The organism is Janthinobacterium lyxosi (assembly GCF_051380665.1).
Lineage (GTDB): Bacteria > Pseudomonadota > Gammaproteobacteria > Burkholderiales > Burkholderiaceae_D > Janthinobacterium.
Genome location: NZ_JBNYXM010000016.1, coordinates 67,928 through 86,070, shown reverse-complemented (window position 1 = coordinate 86,070; position 18,143 = coordinate 67,928). Strand labels below are relative to the sequence as shown.

Sequence of the window (18,143 nt, the reverse complement as noted above, 5' to 3'; positions counted from 1 at the left end):
CGGTCAGATCCAGCCTGTAAGTAGCCGGCGCCACCAGCGCTGCGCCGGCCTGGTCAGGGTGCCATGTTCAGCGCGCCCGGCCCGCTTGGCACGATAGCTGGCCGCCGCCATCTGCAAGCCGATGCGGTCTATCGCCGCCATCGCGTCGGCTTCCTGCTGCGACAAGCCGTGCAGCAAGGCTTGCGCACGGGGTTCCCGCAGGAAGGCATGACGCAGGGCGTCGTCCGTGTACAACCTTGCCAGATAGGTTTCCAGTGCGGCGGAACTCATGCGCTCCGCCCCGCGCGCAAGGCTGCGCGCGCCAGCTCCAGCTGGCCCAGCACATGCTCGAACGACGGGTAATTGCCGTCGCGTTCGACGATCACCGTCAAGGGCTGGGGCGCATGGCGCGCCAGCACGGTCAATAAAGCGAAGACTTCGGGCGGCACGTCGTGCAGATGGTCGTCCAGCAGGCGCCGCCCGGCGCCCGGCGCCTCGATCCAGTGGCCACCGCTCAGGTGCACGGCGCCGACCCTGGCCAGGGGCAGGCGCAGCAGAAGTTGCTCCGGGTCGTGGCCAAAATTGACGGCATTCGCATACAGGTTGTGCAGGTCGAGCAGCAGCGGCACTTGCGCGCCGTCGATGATTTGCGTCAGCCACTCGGCTTCGTCCATCGTGCTGGCGGGCGGCTCGACCAGGGTGGCGATGTTTTCCATCAGCGGCGCGCTGCCGACGATGCGCGCGGCCAGCGCGATATTGGCCACTGCGCCGGCGGCGCTCTGGGGCGTGCGCGGCGGCGCCGCCAGGTGGCCGATTTCGACGCCGCCGGCGCGCACGAAACTCAGATGCTCGGACCACGACTCCGCTTGTACCGTCTTCATCAGGCGCGCCATCGCATGCAGCCGGCGCGGATCGGCGGGAATCGTCGAGGCCAGCCCCATGCCGACGCCGTGCAGGCTGACCGGCACCTGGCGCGCCAGGCTGCTCAAGGCCGCGATGCCGGCACGCGAGGCGTGGTAATAATCGTCGGCGATCACTTCCAACACGTCGATGTGCGCCAGGTTGGACAGGATGCCGGCAGCCAGTTCGCCGCGCCAGCCCAGGCCGACGCGGTCGCGTGTGGCCCCCTTGCTAGCTGCCACAGCCGCCGCCACCGCCGCAACCGCCACAGCCGCCGGAAGAGCCGCCGTCGCCGCCCGAGGAGGAGTCGCCCGAGTCGCCCGTGCTGCCGGACGACGAGTCGCTGCCCGTGCTTTGCCGGGGTACCGGGTACAGCTCGGCGACATACGCGTACACCGACGGCGGCAGGGCGCCGATGCCGAAGATGGCGGCCAGCAGTGCCATGTCGGCACTGCTGCTGCCTGCGTTCAGGCGCGATGCGCGCATGTTCAGACGGCCAAACAACATGCGCAGGTCGGTCAGCAGCCGCTGCGCGCTCAAGCTGGTCGCCTGGGTGCGCAAGCCGCGTAGCATGAGCAGAAATATCGCCAGCAGCAGCGCCAGGAACAGCAGCTTGTAGTGCTGGCGGCTGATGGCGATGACGGCCTTGACGGCGGCCACCGTCAGCAGCAGGTAGTGCGCGGCCCAGGTGATGCGTTCGCGCCGGCGCAGCAGCGGCGGGCCGACCAACAATTCCTGCTGCGTCAACGTGTCCTGGTAGGCGCGGCACGCTGGCAGCATGTCTGCCTGTTCGGCCAGTTCCTTGCTGTGGCCCTGGCGGCCCAGGTACAGCCGCAGCACGTCGCGTTCGATGTCATGGCTGGCGAAGCGCAGGCTGTCGGCGCTGACCGTTTCGAGCAACGGACCATCGGCGCGCAGCAAGCCGCGATCGACCAGCACGATGGCGGCAATTTTCACGGCTTCGAGCGCGCCGTCGCGCAAGAAAGCGATGCGGTAGGGATCATCGGCGAGCGACAGCTGGGCGTGCGGATTACGCAGCTCCTGGCGGATCAGCAGCTCGCGCGCGAGGTAGTACACGAGCACGCCGAAGATCAGGTAGGCCAGCAGGAACCAGGGCCCGCTCCAGTCAAACGGATTCGCGCCGTTCACCGCATCGACTCCGCGTGTTCGCGCAAGCGTTCGGTAATCGTCATCAGGCCTGTAAAGGCGGGCAGGGCCTGCCCCGGCGCCAGGCGCGCCGTTTCGCGCGCCGCCGACATGGCTTGCAAGGCCGCGTGCAGGGCCGGGTCGCCCAGCTGGTCGACAAACGCTTCGAGCGCCTGCTTGCCGGACTGCGCAGACTTGCCCTCCAGCTGCGCCAACGAGGCAGCCGCCGAGCGCAGGGGACCGGCCGCGTCGGCAATGGCGCCGGCCAGCTGTTCTTCGTTCAGGCTGAGGAGCAGATACCGTTCGCGCATGCGCACCTGCTGGTTTAGCAGCACTTGCCGCAACCTGCGCAGCACGGCGTCGCGGCTGGTGTGGAGGCTGGCGAAAGGATCATTGCCCAGCAGCACTCGATGGCGCGCAATGATATCGGCAAACTTGACGGCGAAGGCGTCGGCGGCCTGCGTCAATTCGCTCTCGAGCAGGAACATCACCTGCAAATCGATGGCGGCGTGCGCCAGGCGCAAAGGCCCGCGCAGCGCGTCGGCCGCTGGCGGCGTAAAGCGCTTGAGCAGCAACAGCAGGTTGACGTCGGAGGTGGCGCGTAACTGGCCGTCCGCGGCCGAGCCAAACAGCACGGCGGCGGCAAGGTCAGCGCCGAAGGCACTTTGCGCGGCGGCGACAAACAAGTCCAGGTGGCGTTGTATCTCTTCTGGCAGCGGTGGCGGCATGCGGAGTTCTTTCACGATGGATTTGCGGGATGATTGCAAGTTTGCAATATAGCAAAAATATGCCGCCCTGCGCGCACCGCCCGCGCCCTCGCCAGATACCGCTAACGTGGCCCTAACTCAGGTCAATACGTTCAGCAAGCCATCGAGGCCCACAAAGTTCAGCGCCACGTCGGCTTGCGAACGCACCACGGGCTTGGCGCGGAAGGCCACGGACAGGCCGGCGATGCCCATCATCTTCAAGTCGTTGGCGCCGTCGCCCATGACGATGGCTTGCGATGGCGTAATGCCCAGCTCCGCGCACACGCGCTCCACCGTGCGCTGTTTTTCCTCGGCATCGACGATGCCCCCTAACACTTTGCCCGTCAGCTTGCCATCGACGATTTCCAGCTCGTTCGCGTGCGTGTAATCGAGGCCCAGGCGCTGCTTCAGGCGTTCCGTAAAGAAAGTAAAACCGCCCGAGACCAGCAGGGTCTTCAGGCCGGCCTTCTGCACGGCCGCCAGCATGGTTTCCGCGCCCGGCGACAGTTTCAGGCGCTCGTCGTAGACGCGCTGCAGGGCCGACGCGTCGAGGCCTTCGAGCAGGGCCACGCGCTGCTTCAGGCTGGCCGCGAAATCGAGTTCGCCGCGCATGGCCGCTTCCGTGATGGCCGCCACTTGCGGTTTGAGGCCTTGCATGTCGGCGATTTCATCGATGCACTCGATGGTGATCAGGGTCGAATCCATGTCCATCGCCACCAGCTTGAATTCGGCGAGTTCGCGCTGTCCCATCATGTAGGTGGCGTCCAGCTGCGCCGCCTGGGCCGCCAGCTCGATGGTGGGGCGCAGCGCTGGCGAATAGGCGATCTGTTCGCAGCGCACGGCGTTCGGGCCCAGGCGCGTGATGGACGTGGGCGCGGCCAGGGCGGCAATGCGCTCGAGCCTGGCCATGTCGCCATCCAGGCCCTGCAGGATCAGATTCATGGTGATGGTCTTGGTATTGGTCATGGGGGCAGTCCCGCGTAAAGTTGTCTAATGGTCTATGCCGTCAATTGCTTGATGGTGCTCTTGATCTGCGTCACGCGTGCGGCCAGGTCCGGCATGGCGGCCGTGATTTTCAGCTTGTCCTGGCCATGCAGCTTGATATGGCGGTTCTTCTGGATCAAGTCGATGATGCGCATCGGGTCGATGGGCGGCTTGGCCATGAATTGCAGGGTGGCCGCCTCGCCATGCACGTCGATCTTGACGATGCCCACGGTCTTCGCCGCGATGCGCAATCGATGCGTCTCGATCAGCGCTTTCACGGGATCGGGCAGCTTGCCGAAGCGGTCGATCAGCTCTTCCTGGATATCGTCGATCTTCTCTTGCGTGGTGCAGTTGGCCAGGCGCTTGTAGATCGACAGGCGCTCGTGCACGTCGCCGCAAAAATCCGCCGGCAGCAGGGCCGGCACGTGCAGGTTGATTTCAGTCGTCGAGGCCAGCGGCGCGGCCAGGTCCGGCTCCTTGCCGGCCTTCAGCGAGCGCACGGCTTCGTTGAGCATGTCCGAATACAGCTGGAAGCCGATCTCCGTCATCTCGCCCGACTGGCTCTCGCCCAGCACCTCGCCGGCGCCGCGGATTTCCAGGTCGTGCATGGCCAGGTAAAAGCCGCTGCCCAGTTCTTCCATCTGCTGGATGGCGTCCAGCCGGCGCTGCGCCAGTTTCGTGAGACCTTGCACGTCGTGCACCAGCAGGTAGGCGTACGCCTGGTGATGCGAGCGTCCGACCCGGCCGCGCAGCTGGTGCAGCTGCGCCAGGCCGAACTTGTCGGCGCGGTGCATGATGATGGTGTTCGCCGTCGGCACGTCGATGCCCGTCTCAATGATCGTCGTGCACAGCAAAATATTGAAACGCTGGGCGACGAAGTCGCGCATGACCTTTTCCAGGTCGCGCTCGTGCATCTGGCCATGCGCCACGGCGATGCGCGCCTCGGGCAGCAATTCCGTCAGCATGGCCAAGCGGTTCTGGATGGTTTCCACCTCATTGTGCAGGAAGTAGATCTGGCCACCGCGTTTGAGTTCGCGCAAACATGCTTCGCGGATGATGGCTTCACCCTCGCTGCGCACGAACGTCTTGATGGCCAGGCGCTTTTGCGGCGCCGTGGCGATGATGGAAAAGTCGCGCAAGCCTTCCAGCGCCATGCCCAGGGTACGCGGGATCGGCGTGGCCGTCAGGGTCAGTACGTCCACTTCCGCGCGCAAGGCTTTCAAGGCTTCCTTCTGGCGCACGCCGAAGCGGTGTTCCTCGTCGATGATGACCAGGCCCAAACGGCTAAACTTCACGTCATCGGACAGCAGCTTGTGCGTGCCGATGACGATATCGATGGTGCCGTCGGCCATGCCCTTGAACGCATGCGTGATTTCCTTGCCAGTGCGGAAACGCGACAGTTCGGCGATGCGCACGGGCCAGTCGGCGAAGCGGTCGGCGAAGGTTTGCGCATGCTGCTCCGCCAGCAGGGTGGTGGGTGCCAGGATGGCCACCTGCTTGCCGCCCATGACGGCGATGAAGGCGGCGCGCAGCGCCACTTCCGTCTTGCCGAAGCCGACGTCGCCGCATACCAGGCGGTCCATCGGTTTGCCCGAGGTCATGTCCTTGATGACGTTGTGGATGGCCTCGGCCTGGTCCGGCGTCTCGTCGAAGCCGAAGCTGTCGGCGAAGCGCTGGTAGTCGTGCGCGGAGAATTCAAACGAGTGGCCCTGGCGCAGCGCGCGGCGGGCGTACAGGTTGAGCAGCTCGGCGGCCGTGTCGCGCACTTGTTCGGCGGCGCGTTTTTTTGCTTTTTCCCACTGGCCCGAGCCGAGCGAATGCAGCGGCGCGTCTTCCGGCGCGGCGCCCGAATAGCGGGAAATGACGTGCAGCTGCGACACGGGCACATACAGCTTGGTGTCCTTGGCGTATTCGAGGTGCAAAAATTCCGTCTCGCCTTCGCCCAGGTCCATGCTGGTCAGGCCCATGTAGCGCCCGATGCCGTGGTTGATGTGCACCACTGGGTCGCCGATTTTGAGCTCCGACAGGTCGCGCACCATCGATTCGACCTGCGTCACGCCTTCCTGCTTCTTGGTGCCGACGCGGCGGCCGGAACCGGCATACAGCTCCGTCTCGGTGATGAAGGCCAGATTGCCGTCCGGCGTAAACAGCTCGAAACCCGCATGCAGCGGCGCCACGCCCAGCATCAGCTTGGCATCGGACTGCAGGAAGCCGTCGCAGCCTTCCACCGGTGTCAGGTGCAAATCGTATTCGGTGAAGTACTGCTGCAGGGTTTCGCGGCGGCCGTTCGATTCGGCGCAGATCATCACGCGGCGGCCCGATTGCAGCAGATAGCTGCGCAGGTTGGCCAGCGGATCGTCGGCGCGGCGGTTGACGGCGATGTTCGGCACGGGCGCCGACAGTTCGGACGCCAGCGCATCGTTCGACTTTGCAATCGCCAGGCGCGGATAAGGCTTGGCCAGGCCGAAGAACTGCTCGTCAGACAGGAACAGCGACTCGGGCGGCAAAATCGGCCGTTCGCGGTCCGCCTTCAAAAAGCGGTAGCGCGACTGGGTATCCGTCCAGAAGCGCCCGATGGCCGCATCGATCTCGCCCACCAGGGCCAGCGAGGCGTCGGGCGGCAGGTAGTCGAACAGGGTGGCCGTCTGCTCGAAGAACAGGGGCAGATAGTATTCGATACCGGCCGAGGCGATGCCGCTGCTGATGTCCTTGTAGACGACCGAGCGCGATGGATCGCCTTCGAACTGTTCGCGCCAGCGGTTGCGGAAGGTGGTGCGGGCCGCTTCGTCCATGGGGAATTCACGGCCTGGCAGCAGGCGTACTTCGTGCACGGGGTACAGCGAGCGCTGGGTGTCGGCGTCGAACGTGCGGATGGTTTCGATGGTGTCGCCGAACAGGTCCAGGCGGTAGGGCAGGGCAGAACCCATGGGGAACAGGTCGAGCAGGCCACCGCGCACCGAGTATTCGCCGGGCGACATTACTTGCGAGACATGGCTGTAGCCGGCCAGGGTCAGCTGCGACTTCAGGCGCGCTTCGTCGAGCTTTTCGCCCTTCTTGAAGAAGAAGGTGTAGGCGGCCAAAAAGGAGGGCGGCGCCAGGCGCACCAGCGCCGTGGTGGCCGGCACGATCAAGACGTCGCACTGGCGCGTCTGGATTTCGTGCAGGGTGGCCAGGCGCTCGGAGACCAGGTCCTGGTGCGGCGAAAACGCGTCGTAGGGCAGGGTTTCCCAGTCCGGCAGCAAATGGCAGCGCAGCTCCTTGCCGCCAAACCACGGGATTTCATCGAGCAGGCGCTGGCCGTCGCTGGCCTGCGCCACCACCACGGCCAGCATCTGGCCCCGCGCTTTCAATTCCAGCGCGGCCAGCGCCAGGGCATAGGCGTCGGATGAACCATACAGGGCGGGCAGCGCATAGCGGTTGCCGGGCTTGGGGAGGGCTTTTTTTAAGTCTAAGGACATGCAGGCGATGACACTAGTGGCAGAGGCAGTTGAATGGGACAGCTGTGGTGCGCGCAGCGCCGCCAGTGACGGCGCTGACAGGCGAGATTATAGACCATCGCCCTTATCTCCGCGCTTGAGAAAACCGACGCGAGCGGCAGTGATTTGTGGCTAAGAAGCGCAACCGTACTTTAGTACGGTGAGCATCGCAGGCCGCAAAGCACGACGCGCAGCAGGTTTTATCCTGCGCGAACATTGGCGATGCCGAATGGGACATGCACCATGGGGATGGTGCCGCCCGCCGATTTCAGGTGGCTCAGCTGGTCGTCGAAGAAGATATGCGGCTTGAACACGGCCAGCACGCGCGATTTGTCCATGCCGCCCAGGAAAAACGTCTCGTCGGCTGCCACGCCCCAGCTTTTCAGGGTCGTCACAACCCGTTCGTGCGAGGGCGCGTTGCGCGCCGTGATGATGGCGATGCGCAGGATCTTCTTGTAGCCGGGGTCGCGCCGCTGCGCCTTTTCTTCCAGGCGCTGCATGGTGGCCAGCTTCTGGAACAGGTCGGCCAGCGGGCCGGGGCGATGCGGCGTGCCCACGTTCAGGGTTTCATGGGCGTGGAATTCATCGACGTCATTGTTGCGCTTGAACACGGTTTCCGCTTCGTCGTCGGCGATCACGCCGTCGAAATCGAAGGCCACGCGCAGTTCCTCGTCGTTCTCGTCGTCTTCCGTGCGCGACGGCAGCACCAGGCCGGCCGGATAGTCGCAGGCCAGCGCGCTGCGCACGTCGTCTTCATTCGCGCTGAGGAAGAGCGAGGCATTGAAGGCGGGCAGGTAGGGATAGGGCGACTTGCCCGTCATGAAGGCGGCGCGCGAAATATCCAGGCCGTAGTGGGCGATGCTATGCATTACGCGCAAGCCCGTTTCCGGCGAATTGCGCGAAAACAGCACCACTTCCACGGGCGACTGGCGCGGATAGTGCTTGTTGATGTTCAGGAAACGGCGGATGAAGGGGAAGGCCACGCCGCGCGGCAAGACCGTGTCGATATGCGTTTCCTGGTACTTACGGTATTCCTCGGGGCCGTTGTCGAGGTAGACCTGATGCGATTCGGCCAGGTCGAACAGGGCGCTGGAAGCGACCCCGATGACCAGTTTGTGTTCGATAGGATAAGCCATGCTGTGCCTGTTATTTGCTTGTTGACCATCTTATACGACTATTAACTGCGCAGCCAATAGTGGCGCATGGGGATTTATTGCACCAAAGCGGGGCGCAGGCCATTTTTTCTGACCGCTGTGCAATACGCGCCACAGTAACGAAATATATCTTGTCTTGTATCAAGTATGTAGCAGCCAGCGCGGCCTTTTTCCACTATGCTTCTACTTATGAATTCTCGCCAATTGTAACGAAGCGTACGCCCCATCCCCGCCACCTTTATACAAATGTCAGCTGTTTTACTCGAACATGCTAGCCCGAACCTCGCCAGCAGTCGTCGTGACTTTATAAAGGACCTAGCCATGTTTAAGAATTTGCTGATCAAATGGAAGTTGGCGACGCTCGTCGCCGTGATGATGGCGGCCTTGCTGGTGGTGGGCATCTGCGGTTACACGGGCATCGCCACCGTGGGCCGCGCCGTCAATGAAATCGGTGTGGTGCGCCTGCCGTCTATCCAGGGTTTGATGATGATCAGCGAAGGCCAGACGGCGGTCGCTGCCGCTACGCTGACGGCTGCCATCTATGAAAACAATTACCAGGCGCAAGACAAGTTCGCGGAAACGCTGCAGCTGCGCACCAAGGCCTGGAGCAATATCGAGGCTGGCCGCAAGCTGTACGAGCCGCTGCCGCAGACGCCGGAGGAAGCCGTGCTGTGGAAGCGCTTCCTGGAGGAATGGGCCGCCTGGAAAGGCGATGACGACAAGGTGCGCGCCATCCTGCGCCAGCTGGCTGACAACCGCGACGAGCCGCGGCAGAAAGAGCTGTTCGTGGCGTTCTACAGGCAGTACCTGGATTCGCGCAGCTTGTTCGGCAAGGCCGAAGCCACGCTCAATGAGATCATCAAGCTCAATAACAGCGTGGCCGACGCTGGCGTCAAGGATGGCAGCGCGGCTGTGCTGCGTTCGGAAAGCCTGATGCTGATCCTGGGCTTGCTCTCCTCGGCGCTGGGCATCGGTTGCGCCGCCTACATCACGCGCGCCATCACGCAGCCGATCAACTTGGCCGTGAAAGTGGCGCAAACGGTGGCTTCGGGCGACCTGACGAGCCAGATCGAGGTGCACACGACGGAAGAAACGGGGCAGCTGCTGCAGGCGCTCAAAGACATGAATTCCAGCCTGGTCAACATCGTTGGCCAGGTGCGCAGCGGAACGCAGACCATCGCCACGGCCTCGTCGGAAATTGCCAGCGGCAACCTGGACCTGTCCTCGCGCACGGAAGAACAAGCCAGCTCGCTGGAAGAGACGGCGTCGTCGATGGAAGAACTGACGTCCACCGTGCGGCAAAATGCCGACAATGCCCAGCAGGCCAACCAGCTGGCGCTGAGCGCCTCTGGCGTGGCGGTCAAAGGCGGGGCCGTGGTGGGCAAGGTGGTCGAGACCATGGACGCCATCAACGATTCCTCGCGCAAGATCGTCGATATCATTTCCGTCATCGACGGCATCGCTTTCCAGACGAATATCCTGGCCCTGAATGCCGCCGTGGAAGCGGCGCGCGCGGGCGAGCAGGGGCGCGGCTTTGCCGTGGTGGCTACCGAGGTGCGCAACCTGGCGCAACGCTCGGCGGCGGCGGCCAAGGAAATCAAGACCCTCATCGGCGACTCCGTGGTGGCGGTCGACTCGGGCAGCAAGCTGGTGGCCGAGGCGGGTAACACGATGGCCGAAATCGTCGCCAGCGTGCAGCGCGTGACGGACATCATGGCGGAAATCAGCCTGGCGACGCAGGAGCAAAGTTCGGGCATCGACCAGATCAACCAGGCCATCGGCCAGATGGACCAGGTGACGCAGCAAAACGCGGCCCTGGTGGAAGAGGCGGCCGCTGCGGCCGAATCGCTGCAGGAGCAATCGGGCCAGCTGGCCGAGGTGGTCAGCGTCTTCAAGCTCGATGGCGCACAGGCACCGGCCGCGCAGGCCAAAGCGGCTGCGCCGCGCGCCGTGGTGGCCAGCAACGCGCTGAAGCGTCCGGCGCCGCGTCCCACCGCAGGCCGCCCGGCCTTGCGCGCCGTGCCGTCCCAGCGCCAGAGCGCGCCGCGCGACGACGAGTGGGAAGTGTTCTGACGGATTGACGGCGCCAGCATGCGCTACCGGACGGCCGCCTTGTGCGGCCGTTTTTGCATGCGTGCCCAGGCGTGCACTGCGGTTACTACTTACTAAAAGAATAGGGTTACATAAATAGCTGTTTTGCCATCTAAGCAAATCTTTTCAAAACTTAACGCGACATTGCTTGTGAGATAACTCACACTGCCTGCCGTACCACCCTTGTTCCCGCCTCGGCCACATCCCGGCTGCCCCCTTCGCCTGTTGCGTCCGGCCATTCGTGGCAGGCGGCAGCCATTGCCGTCAGCCTTGCATGCGAGTCCGGCGCAATGACCGATGCACCACACTGAAGGATGCGAATAGATGGCAAATATGAAAATCGGCACGCGCCTGCGCTGCTCCTTTGCATTGTTGACCTTGCTGCTGATGAGCGAGCCGCAGCAGCTGGAGCAGGAACGCGCTGCCATCGCCAGGGCGGGCGGCGCCACGGAAAAAGGACTGTCATGAACGGCAACCTGCTCGACATCGTGCAGCAGGTGCGCAGCGGCACCGACACCATCGCTACGGCCTCGTCGCAGATCGCGGCTGGCAATATCGACCTGTCGTCGCGCACCGAGGAGCAGGCCAGCGGGCTCGAACAGACCGCGTCGGCGATGGAGGAACTCAGCTCCATCGTGCAGCAGAATGCGGACAATGCGCGCCATGCCAGCGTGCTGGCCATCGAGGCGGCGAACTTGCTGCAGGTGGTCAGCGTATTTCGCCTGCATCAGGGGCCGGCGCACACCTTGCCGCGCCTGCTGGTCTAGTGGCGCGCCTGGCAAGGTTCTGGCATGGCCCGCGGGCGCGGGCGCTGCTGTGCGCTGCACTGGCCGCCTGCCTGCCGCTGGGCATCTGGCTGGATGGCGCGCAGCTGCGGCATGTGGCGCTGACGGCGCTGGCGCTGGGCTGCGCCTTGATGTGGAGGGTGCGGCTGCGCCAGGCGCGCGATGGGCAAGGCGGCAAGCCGCTGGCATCGGCGCGCAGCCGGGAGCTGCAGGCGCGCCTGGACAGCGCCATCGTCAACGGCGAATTCTGCTTCCACTACCAGGGCAAGTTCGATACGGCGCAACTGCGCCTGGTCGGCCTGGAAGCGCTGCTGCGCTGGGACCATCCGCACCACGGCCTGATCTACCCGAACGCATTCATCGGCCTGGCCGAGCAGACTGACGCCATCGTCGCGCTGGGCAACTGGGGCATCGATGCCGCCTGCCGCCAGCTGGCGCAATGGCGCACGGCGGGCCTGCCATTGACGCCCGTCGCGGTGAATGTCTCGGCGCGCCAGCTGTGCGAGCCGCACTTGCCGGACTTCGTGCTGCGCTGCCTGCAGCGGCACGCCATTCCTCCCGGCCTGCTGGAGCTGGAAGTGACGGAAAGCTGCTGCATCGACGACATGGCGCAGGCCACGCAGGTACTGTACCGGCTGCGCGCGCTGGGCCTGGCCATTTCGCTCGACGATTATGGTACCGGCCATTCAGGGCTCAGCCATGTCAGGATGCTGCCGATTCACACCATCAAGATCGACCGTTGCTTCCTCCGCGACCTGGGCAGCGCAGGCAGTGATACTGTGATCGTCGCCTCGACGATAGCGCTGGCGCGCGGCCTGGGCTTGCAGGTGCTGGCCGAGGGCGTGGAAAACGGCGAACAGCTGGCGCAGCTGCGGCGCCTGGGCTGCCCCCAGGTCCAGGGCTTTTACCTGCACCGGCCAGCGCCCGCGGCCGACGTGGCCGCGCTGCTGGCCGCTGGCGCGCCGGCCGGCCTTGTAACAGCGCCGCAACAGGGCGCCATGAGGCGTGGCGCGGATGCTCAGTAAAATATCATCACCGCCAGCCGCATGCTTGAACACTTTCTCCCCCATGCAAGAATGATAAACAGTCCCGTCCCGGCCTATGTATTCGGCCCGTTTCGCCTTTTGCCGCTAGAACGCCTGCTGTTCGAGGGTGACCGCGCGCTGCGCCTGGGCAGCAGGGCAATGGACTTGCTGCTGGCCCTGCTGGAGCGCGCCGGCGACATCGTCGACAAGCATGAACTGGTGACCATCGTCTGGCCCCATGCCGTGGTGGACGACGCGACCTTGCGCGTGCACCTGGCGGCGCTGCGCAAGGCGCTCGGCGATGGCCGCGATGGCCAGCGCTACATCACCACCATCCCCGGGCGCGGCTACGGCTTCCTGGCGCCGTTGGCGCACACGGGCCGGCCGGCGCCCGGTACGGCTGGCGTGGAGCCGCGGCATAACCTGCCCGTCATGCTGACGCGCATGCTGGGCCGCGCCGAGGTGTTGCAAACGATGGCCAACCAGCTGCTGCAATTGCGCCTGCTGTGCGTTACCGGTCCGGGCGGCATCGGCAAGACCACGCTGGCCGTCGTCCTGGCCACGCGCGTGCTGCGCCGCTATGCCGACGGCGTGTGTTTCGTCGACCTGTCGCCGTTGGACGAGGGCCGCCTGGTGGCGCTGGCGCTGGCCACGGCGCTGGGGGTGGCGGTACCTGCCGGCGAGGCCATGCCGGTCCTGCTGGCCTACCTGCGCCCGCGCCACATGCTGATCGTGCTCGATAACTGCGAACACGTGATCGGCGCTGCCGGCGCGCTGGCCGATGCCTTGCTCAAGGGCGCGCCGCTGCTGCATGTGCTGGCCACCAGCCGTGAGCCGTTGCGCATCACCAGCGAGCAGTTGCTGCGCCTGCCCGCGCTGGAATTGCCGCCGGCCGATGCCGTGCCCGATGCGGCGGCGGCCCGGCATTTCGCCGCGGTGCAGCTGTTTTGCGAACGCTGCGCGGCCGTGGACGATGCTTTCGTGCTGGCCGACGCCGACGTGCCCGTGGTGGTGGTGGAGATCTGCCGGCGCCTCGATGGCATCCCGCTGGCGCTGGAGCTGGCGGCCGGGCGCATCGGCCATTTCGGCTTGCACGAATTGCGCCGCCAGCTCGATGACCGCTTTCGCCTGCTCACGCGCGGCGCGCGCAACATGCCCTTGCGCCACCAGACCCTGCGCGCCACCCTGGACTGGAGCTACGGCCTGCTCGATGCGCAAGAGCGCCAGGTGCTGCAGGCGCTGAGCGTGTTCAAGAGCCGCTTCCGCCTGAAGTCGGCCAGCGCCGTGGCGGGATGCGAGGTCTTCGACACACTGGCCGACCTGGCGGCCAAGTCCTTGGTCAGCATCGAGTTTTGCTGCCAGCACGTGTATTACCGGCTGCTCGACACCACGCGCGCCTACGCTGCGGCGCTGCTGTCGGCGAGCGGGGGCGCCGGTGCCGTGCTGCTGCGCCATGCGCGCCATTGCCTGACCCTGGCGGGACGCATCGCCGCCGACTGGGAAAGCATGCCGCCGGCGCAATGGAGCGCGCGCTACTGCCGCCATGTCGATGACCTGCGCGCCGCCATCGACTGGGCCTTCGGCGAGGAGGGCGACGTAGCGCTGGGCGTGGCCCTGACCCTGGCCGCGCAGACTCTGTTCTATCAGCTGTCGCTGATGGATGAATACCGCGTGCGCGTCGAGCGTGCACTCGAGCGCATGGCCACGCATGCGGTGGAGGACCCCGATAGCGAGATGCAGCTGTACGCTTCGCTGGCGCACCTGCTGCTGCATACGCAGGGCGTCACCGGCACCATGCTGCGTTCATTCCAGTGCGGTTATGCGCTGGCCATGCGCACGGACGATGACAGCCGCCGCGCCGAGGCGATTTGCGGCATGTGGATCTGCAGCCTGACGATGGCCGATTTCCAGGGCGCCGACAATTACGTGGCGCAGCTTGCCGTCCTGTGCGCAGCGGGCGACGACACGACGATGCGGCTGGTGCTTGCGCGCATGCGCTCGGCGGGCGAGTATTTGCGCGGGCGGTACGCGCAGTCGGCGGCGCTGGCGCGCATGGTGCTGGCGCACCCCGAGGGCGCCGGACAGCTTGGCTTCAACAATGCCTTGCTGGCCGATCACCAGGTTTGCCTGCGCGGCACGCTGGCGCGCTGCCTGTGGATGCAGGGCCGTCCCGACGACGCGCTGGCGCTGGCGCGCGAGGCGGTGACGGTGGGCTTCGAGCACAATGGCGTTACGCTGTGCGTGGCGCTGGCCATCAATGCCATCCCCGTCGCCCTGTGGTGCGGGCAGCGGGGACTGGCGTATGCCTGGACTTGCCTGCTGTGCGAGCATGCGGCCCGCTATGGCCTGCTGTACTGGAGCGCCTGGGGCGCCGCCTACCAGCGCCTGCTCGATGCGGGCGAGGCGATGACGGAGTTTCCCTGGCCCTCGGTGCGCAGCTGGCCGATACAGATCGATTTGATGGCCACCTTGCACGATGCCGCCGCCGATAGCCAGGCGCTGCGGCGTGTACGCACGGGGCAGGCGCCGTGGAGCGCGCCGGAAGTGCTGCGCCGCGATGCGCATCACCGCTGGCGGGCGCTGGCGCAAGGCGATGCTGCCGGCCTGGACGCGGTTCGCGTGCAGCTGGAAGAGGCGCTGCAGCTGGCCAGGGGCCAGCAGGCGCCGGGTTGGGAGCTGCGCTGCGCCACCAGCCTGGCGGCCGTGATGCAGGCGCAAGGCTGCGGCGCTGCCGCGCATGCCTTGCTGGCTCCTGTCCATGCAGGCTACCTGCAGGGGGGCGACACCACGGATGTGATGGCGGCAGCAGCTTTGCTGGCGCAGCTGGCCTGATGGCTATTCGTGGGCGCCCAGCCGGCGCTGCTCCTCCGGCGTGAAACTGGCGTCGCGCAGCTGCTGCAGGGCCGCTGCATCCGGCGCGCCGCCGGCCAGGGCGGCCTGCTGCGCCTTGAGCGCTTGATACGCAATGATGCGCTGCTGCCACTGCGATTCCTCGCGGTCCAGTTCCGCCAGGCGCGCCGCCGCCGCCGGCGTGAACGTGCTGGCGCGCAGGCGGTAGACCTCATTTTCGCCTGCGCCCTGGGCCCGCAGCGTCTTCACGGAGGCATCCAGCTGGACGACCTGCAGCGGCGCATCGCGCGCGGCGCGCTGGGCCGGCGACATTTTTTGATCCAGCGCCGCCAGCTGGGCCTGGCGCTGCGCTTCGTCGAGGGAACTGTCGCCGAGTATCGCCATGCGCGCCACGGCATCGTCGTCATACGCGTCGCTGGCGCCGAACAGGCCCGCGCTTTCTTCCGCTGTAAAGTAATTGCCGCGCAGCGCGCGCATCGCTTGCAGGCGCGCGCGCGCCGCCAGGGCCGCATCGGCTTGCGCCGGCAAGGCCTGTTCCGCGCCGGCCAGCGCCTGCTTGTAGGCCAGCCAGGCGCCCAGCAGGCGCTTGGCTTCGCGGGCGGGGACGGGCGCCAGGCGCAGCTCCAGTTCCGCCTCGATCTGGCTGCGGATGGCGGCCAGCGGCTTTTCACCCAGGCCCGCCAGGTAGTAATCGAACAGGTGGCCCAGTTCCGCATCGACCACCAGCTTGTCGCCGGCAGTCACCGTCACGTTGCCATCGGGCCGTGTGCCTTGCATCGAGCGCACGAACGCAAACAGGTCCGGTTCCGGTTTTTCCGGCGGCGGGGCAGGCGGTTCGCCCGGGCGCAGCACCAGGTACAGGGCCAGGGTTGCCAAGCTAGCGCCGATGATCCATTTCGCGTGCATGCGCTTCTCCTTACAGTCCCAGGCCTTGCAGGCGGTTGGCTTGCTGGCGGAAGACGGTGACGGGGTTCGTCTCGAACAGGTTGACGATACCGACGAACTGGTTGACTTCATCGAGGTGGTTCATGGCGTAGTCGTCGCGGATCACCTTGCCCAGGTGGCTGGAGCAGCTGCTGACCAGGCCATCGTTCTTGACGCCGCCGAAGGCCAGGCTGATGGTTGCCAGGGCCGGGTCGCCCACGTCGAGCACATTCGTGTACGGTTGCGCGCCGCTCCACGAAAAGTAGTACACGCCTTGCACCTGGTAGGCGCCTTCGCCGCAGGCGGAGGTGGGCATGCCTTGAGGATGACGGCTGTTGAAGGCCAGCGAGCCGGCCGTGGAGAGGGAGGTGAGCGAGGCGCCCGCGTTTTGCGGCAATCCCTTGTTGCCCGACAAAATGCCGATCAGGGAGGCGAGTGCATTGCCCAGCGCGCCGCTGGCGTTGGGAATGGCGCCGCTGAGGATATCGGCCACCCTGGAACCCTTGTTGACGCCCGCCACGCTAGTGACGGACGCTACCAGGTCGGGCCGCACGGAAGCGACATAGCGTGCCGTGGGGCCGCCGTGGCTGTGTCCGATCAAGTTCACCTTGGCCGCTCCCGTGGCGGCGAGGATTTGCCGCACCTGCGACAGCAGCTGCTCGCCGCGCACTTCGGTGCTGTTGGCGGCCGACACGGTAGTCACATACACTTGCGCGCCGCCGCTGCGCAGGGCGGCGGGGACACCATAAAAATATTCGACGGGACCGAGCTTGTCGAAGCCGAACAGGCCGTGCACCAGCACGATCGGGTACTTCGTTTGCGTGTAGCCGGTGGCGCTGGCGCTGCCGGGCAGGATGGCGAGGGAGAGCAGCAGGGTGGATAGCAGTTGCCAAAAGCGAGTCTTCATTTTGTCTCCGTTATGTATTAATACTCGATTAATAGTGGAAATGTCGATGCTGTAGCGATTACCCGTGCGCTCCTGCACATTCTATCGATGCCTTAAATATAGCGAGCGCTCGGTTTTTTGAATGTAACATCACTGGATTTAAATTGCAGTGAATTGCATGATGCAGCGCAATAACTGTGGATATTTGGCGTTGCGTATTCACCTATTGCATAGTTGAAAGGTCACAGTTGTTTTCCTGAGCTATAATCGGCCCGGCATCAGCCGTCCCGCCGTCTTGCATTGCCGTGCCCAGGCATTGCATGGATATCGCTCTTACACCGTTACTTGGGAATGCACTTGTCGACCCATTTTAATTTTGAACAGTTTCAGCAGATGACGCCTTTAAATGGCGAAAATATCTGGGAATATATTCTTGACCGCCACGCGGAACGTATTGGCGTCAAACGCCGCAAGCCGGCGCTGGAAAATCTTGAACGCATCTTCGTCGCCACCTTCCGTCTGGCCAATGACGTGGGCTTCCGCGCCATGAGCTTGCGCGACCTGTGCCGCGAGACCGGGCTGTCGATGGGCGGCCTGTATGGCTACATCACCAGCAAGGACCAACTGGCCGAAATGATCGAGGACGTGGTGCGCCACGCCACGCAAGCCTTGCCGCTGCTGTTTGCCGACGTGAAGTCGCCGCTGGACCGCCTGGAGGCGATGATACGCTCGTCGATCTACCTGTCCGAAGTGCTGCAGCCGTGGTTTTATTTTGTCTTCATGGATTCGCGCGTGCTGCAGGTGGAGCAGCGCAGCATGGCGAAGAATTCGGAACTGTATGTGCAGACCTTGATCGCCACCACCATCGGAGAAATCGAGCCGAAGCCGCAAGGCGACCCCACCTTGCTGGCGGCGCACTGCCTGGCCCTGTTCCAGGACTGGTACGTGAAGCGCTGGAAGTACCGCGCCGCGAAGGTTAATGTCGACGATTTCGCCGACAGCGTCATCAGTACGGTGCGCGGGTATCTGAGCGTGACTGGCGTTTAGCGCGGCGTCCTGGCATTGGTCCGGCAGTGTCGCGTGTCACCAGGGCATGGCCGCGGTACGAGCCCTGTCTGCATCAGGCTGTCGCTGCGCGCTGGAGCGCAGCCTTGCCCTCTAGGCTGGCCTACTTCTCCTATTTTCCTGAAAGTAACA

At 65.0% G+C, this 18,143-nt stretch carries 15 protein-coding genes; 6 read left to right on the top strand and 9 right to left on the bottom strand.

What is annotated here, in order from left to right:
- Positions 1–3 precede the first annotated feature (3 nt).
- The 7 genes from ACQ4WP_RS18100 to ACQ4WP_RS18070 all read right to left on the bottom strand — a co-directional run bounded on the left by ACQ4WP_RS18100 (position 4) and on the right by ACQ4WP_RS18070 (position 8,367).
- Complete coding sequence (locus ACQ4WP_RS18100) at positions 4–270, bottom strand: hypothetical protein (protein WP_436522992.1); 267 nt, start codon at positions 268–270, stop codon at positions 4–6.
- Positions 267–1,121, bottom strand: coding sequence for an MbnB/TglH/ChrH family RiPP precursor modification enzyme (locus ACQ4WP_RS18095; protein WP_436522990.1), 855 nt, complete (start codon positions 1,119–1,121; stop codon positions 267–269). The genes ACQ4WP_RS18100 and ACQ4WP_RS18095 overlap by 4 nt, the downstream gene beginning before the upstream one ends.
- Entirely contained in the window at positions 1,111–2,028 is a 918-nt protein-coding gene (locus ACQ4WP_RS18090; protein ID WP_436522988.1) for a TIGR04222 domain-containing membrane protein, read from the bottom strand. Before ACQ4WP_RS18090 ends, ACQ4WP_RS18095 begins: the two co-directional genes overlap by 11 nt.
- Complete coding sequence (locus ACQ4WP_RS18085) at positions 2,025–2,753, bottom strand: hypothetical protein (protein ID WP_436522986.1); 729 nt, start codon at positions 2,751–2,753, stop codon at positions 2,025–2,027. The genes ACQ4WP_RS18090 and ACQ4WP_RS18085 overlap by 4 nt, the downstream gene beginning before the upstream one ends.
- 117 nt (positions 2,754–2,870) lie before the next feature.
- Positions 2,871–3,713, bottom strand: a complete 843-nt coding sequence (gene serB / locus ACQ4WP_RS18080) for a phosphoserine phosphatase SerB (protein ID WP_436523113.1) — start codon at positions 3,711–3,713, stop codon at positions 2,871–2,873.
- A 56-nt stretch (positions 3,714–3,769) separates the two neighbouring features.
- Positions 3,770–7,213 (bottom strand): transcription-repair coupling factor, encoded by a 3,444-nt coding sequence (mfd, locus tag ACQ4WP_RS18075; RefSeq protein WP_436522984.1) that lies wholly within the window; start codon positions 7,211–7,213, stop codon positions 3,770–3,772.
- A gap of 218 nt (positions 7,214–7,431) precedes the next feature.
- Complete coding sequence (locus ACQ4WP_RS18070; RefSeq protein WP_436522982.1) at positions 7,432–8,367, bottom strand: 5'-nucleotidase; 936 nt, start codon at positions 8,365–8,367, stop codon at positions 7,432–7,434.
- Positions 8,368–8,706: 339 nt separating this feature from the next.
- On the opposite strand from ACQ4WP_RS18070, the gene ACQ4WP_RS18065 reads away from it, so the two are divergent.
- The 5 genes from ACQ4WP_RS18065 (at position 8,707) to ACQ4WP_RS18045 (ending at position 15,118) form a co-directional block, all read left to right on the top strand.
- The gene (locus ACQ4WP_RS18065; RefSeq protein ID WP_436522980.1) at positions 8,707–10,458 is read left to right on the top strand and encodes a methyl-accepting chemotaxis protein; all 1,752 of its coding nucleotides are present in this window, start codon (positions 8,707–8,709) and stop codon (positions 10,456–10,458) included.
- A gap of 342 nt (positions 10,459–10,800) precedes the next feature.
- A complete protein-coding gene (locus ACQ4WP_RS18060) occupies positions 10,801–10,944 on the top strand; it encodes a hypothetical protein (RefSeq protein ID WP_436522978.1) in 144 nt (47 codons plus the stop codon).
- Positions 10,941–11,243, top strand: a complete 303-nt coding sequence (locus ACQ4WP_RS18055) for a hypothetical protein (protein WP_436522976.1) — start codon at positions 10,941–10,943, stop codon at positions 11,241–11,243. The genes ACQ4WP_RS18060 and ACQ4WP_RS18055 overlap by 4 nt, the downstream gene beginning before the upstream one ends.
- The gene (locus ACQ4WP_RS18050) at positions 11,243–12,286 is read left to right on the top strand and encodes a putative bifunctional diguanylate cyclase/phosphodiesterase (protein ID WP_436522974.1); all 1,044 of its coding nucleotides are present in this window, start codon (positions 11,243–11,245) and stop codon (positions 12,284–12,286) included. Before ACQ4WP_RS18055 ends, ACQ4WP_RS18050 begins: the two co-directional genes overlap by 1 nt.
- Before the next feature lie 51 nt (positions 12,287–12,337).
- On the top strand, positions 12,338–15,118 hold the full coding sequence (locus tag ACQ4WP_RS18045; RefSeq protein WP_436522972.1) for an ATP-binding protein: 2,781 nt from the start codon (positions 12,338–12,340) through the stop codon (positions 15,116–15,118).
- Between the two features lie 3 nt (positions 15,119–15,121).
- On the opposite strand, the gene ACQ4WP_RS18040 is transcribed toward ACQ4WP_RS18045, so the two are convergent.
- A complete protein-coding gene (locus ACQ4WP_RS18040) occupies positions 15,122–16,042 on the bottom strand; it encodes a lipase secretion chaperone (protein WP_436522970.1) in 921 nt (306 codons plus the stop codon).
- 10 nt (positions 16,043–16,052) lie between these two features.
- On the bottom strand, positions 16,053–16,967 hold the full coding sequence (locus ACQ4WP_RS18035; protein ID WP_436522968.1) for a lipase family alpha/beta hydrolase: 915 nt from the start codon (positions 16,965–16,967) through the stop codon (positions 16,053–16,055).
- 372 nt (positions 16,968–17,339) lie between these two features.
- On the opposite strand from ACQ4WP_RS18035, the gene ACQ4WP_RS18030 reads away from it, so the two are divergent.
- A complete protein-coding gene (locus ACQ4WP_RS18030) occupies positions 17,340–17,993 on the top strand; it encodes a TetR/AcrR family transcriptional regulator (RefSeq protein ID WP_436522966.1) in 654 nt (217 codons plus the stop codon).
- Positions 17,994–18,143 lie beyond the last annotated feature (150 nt).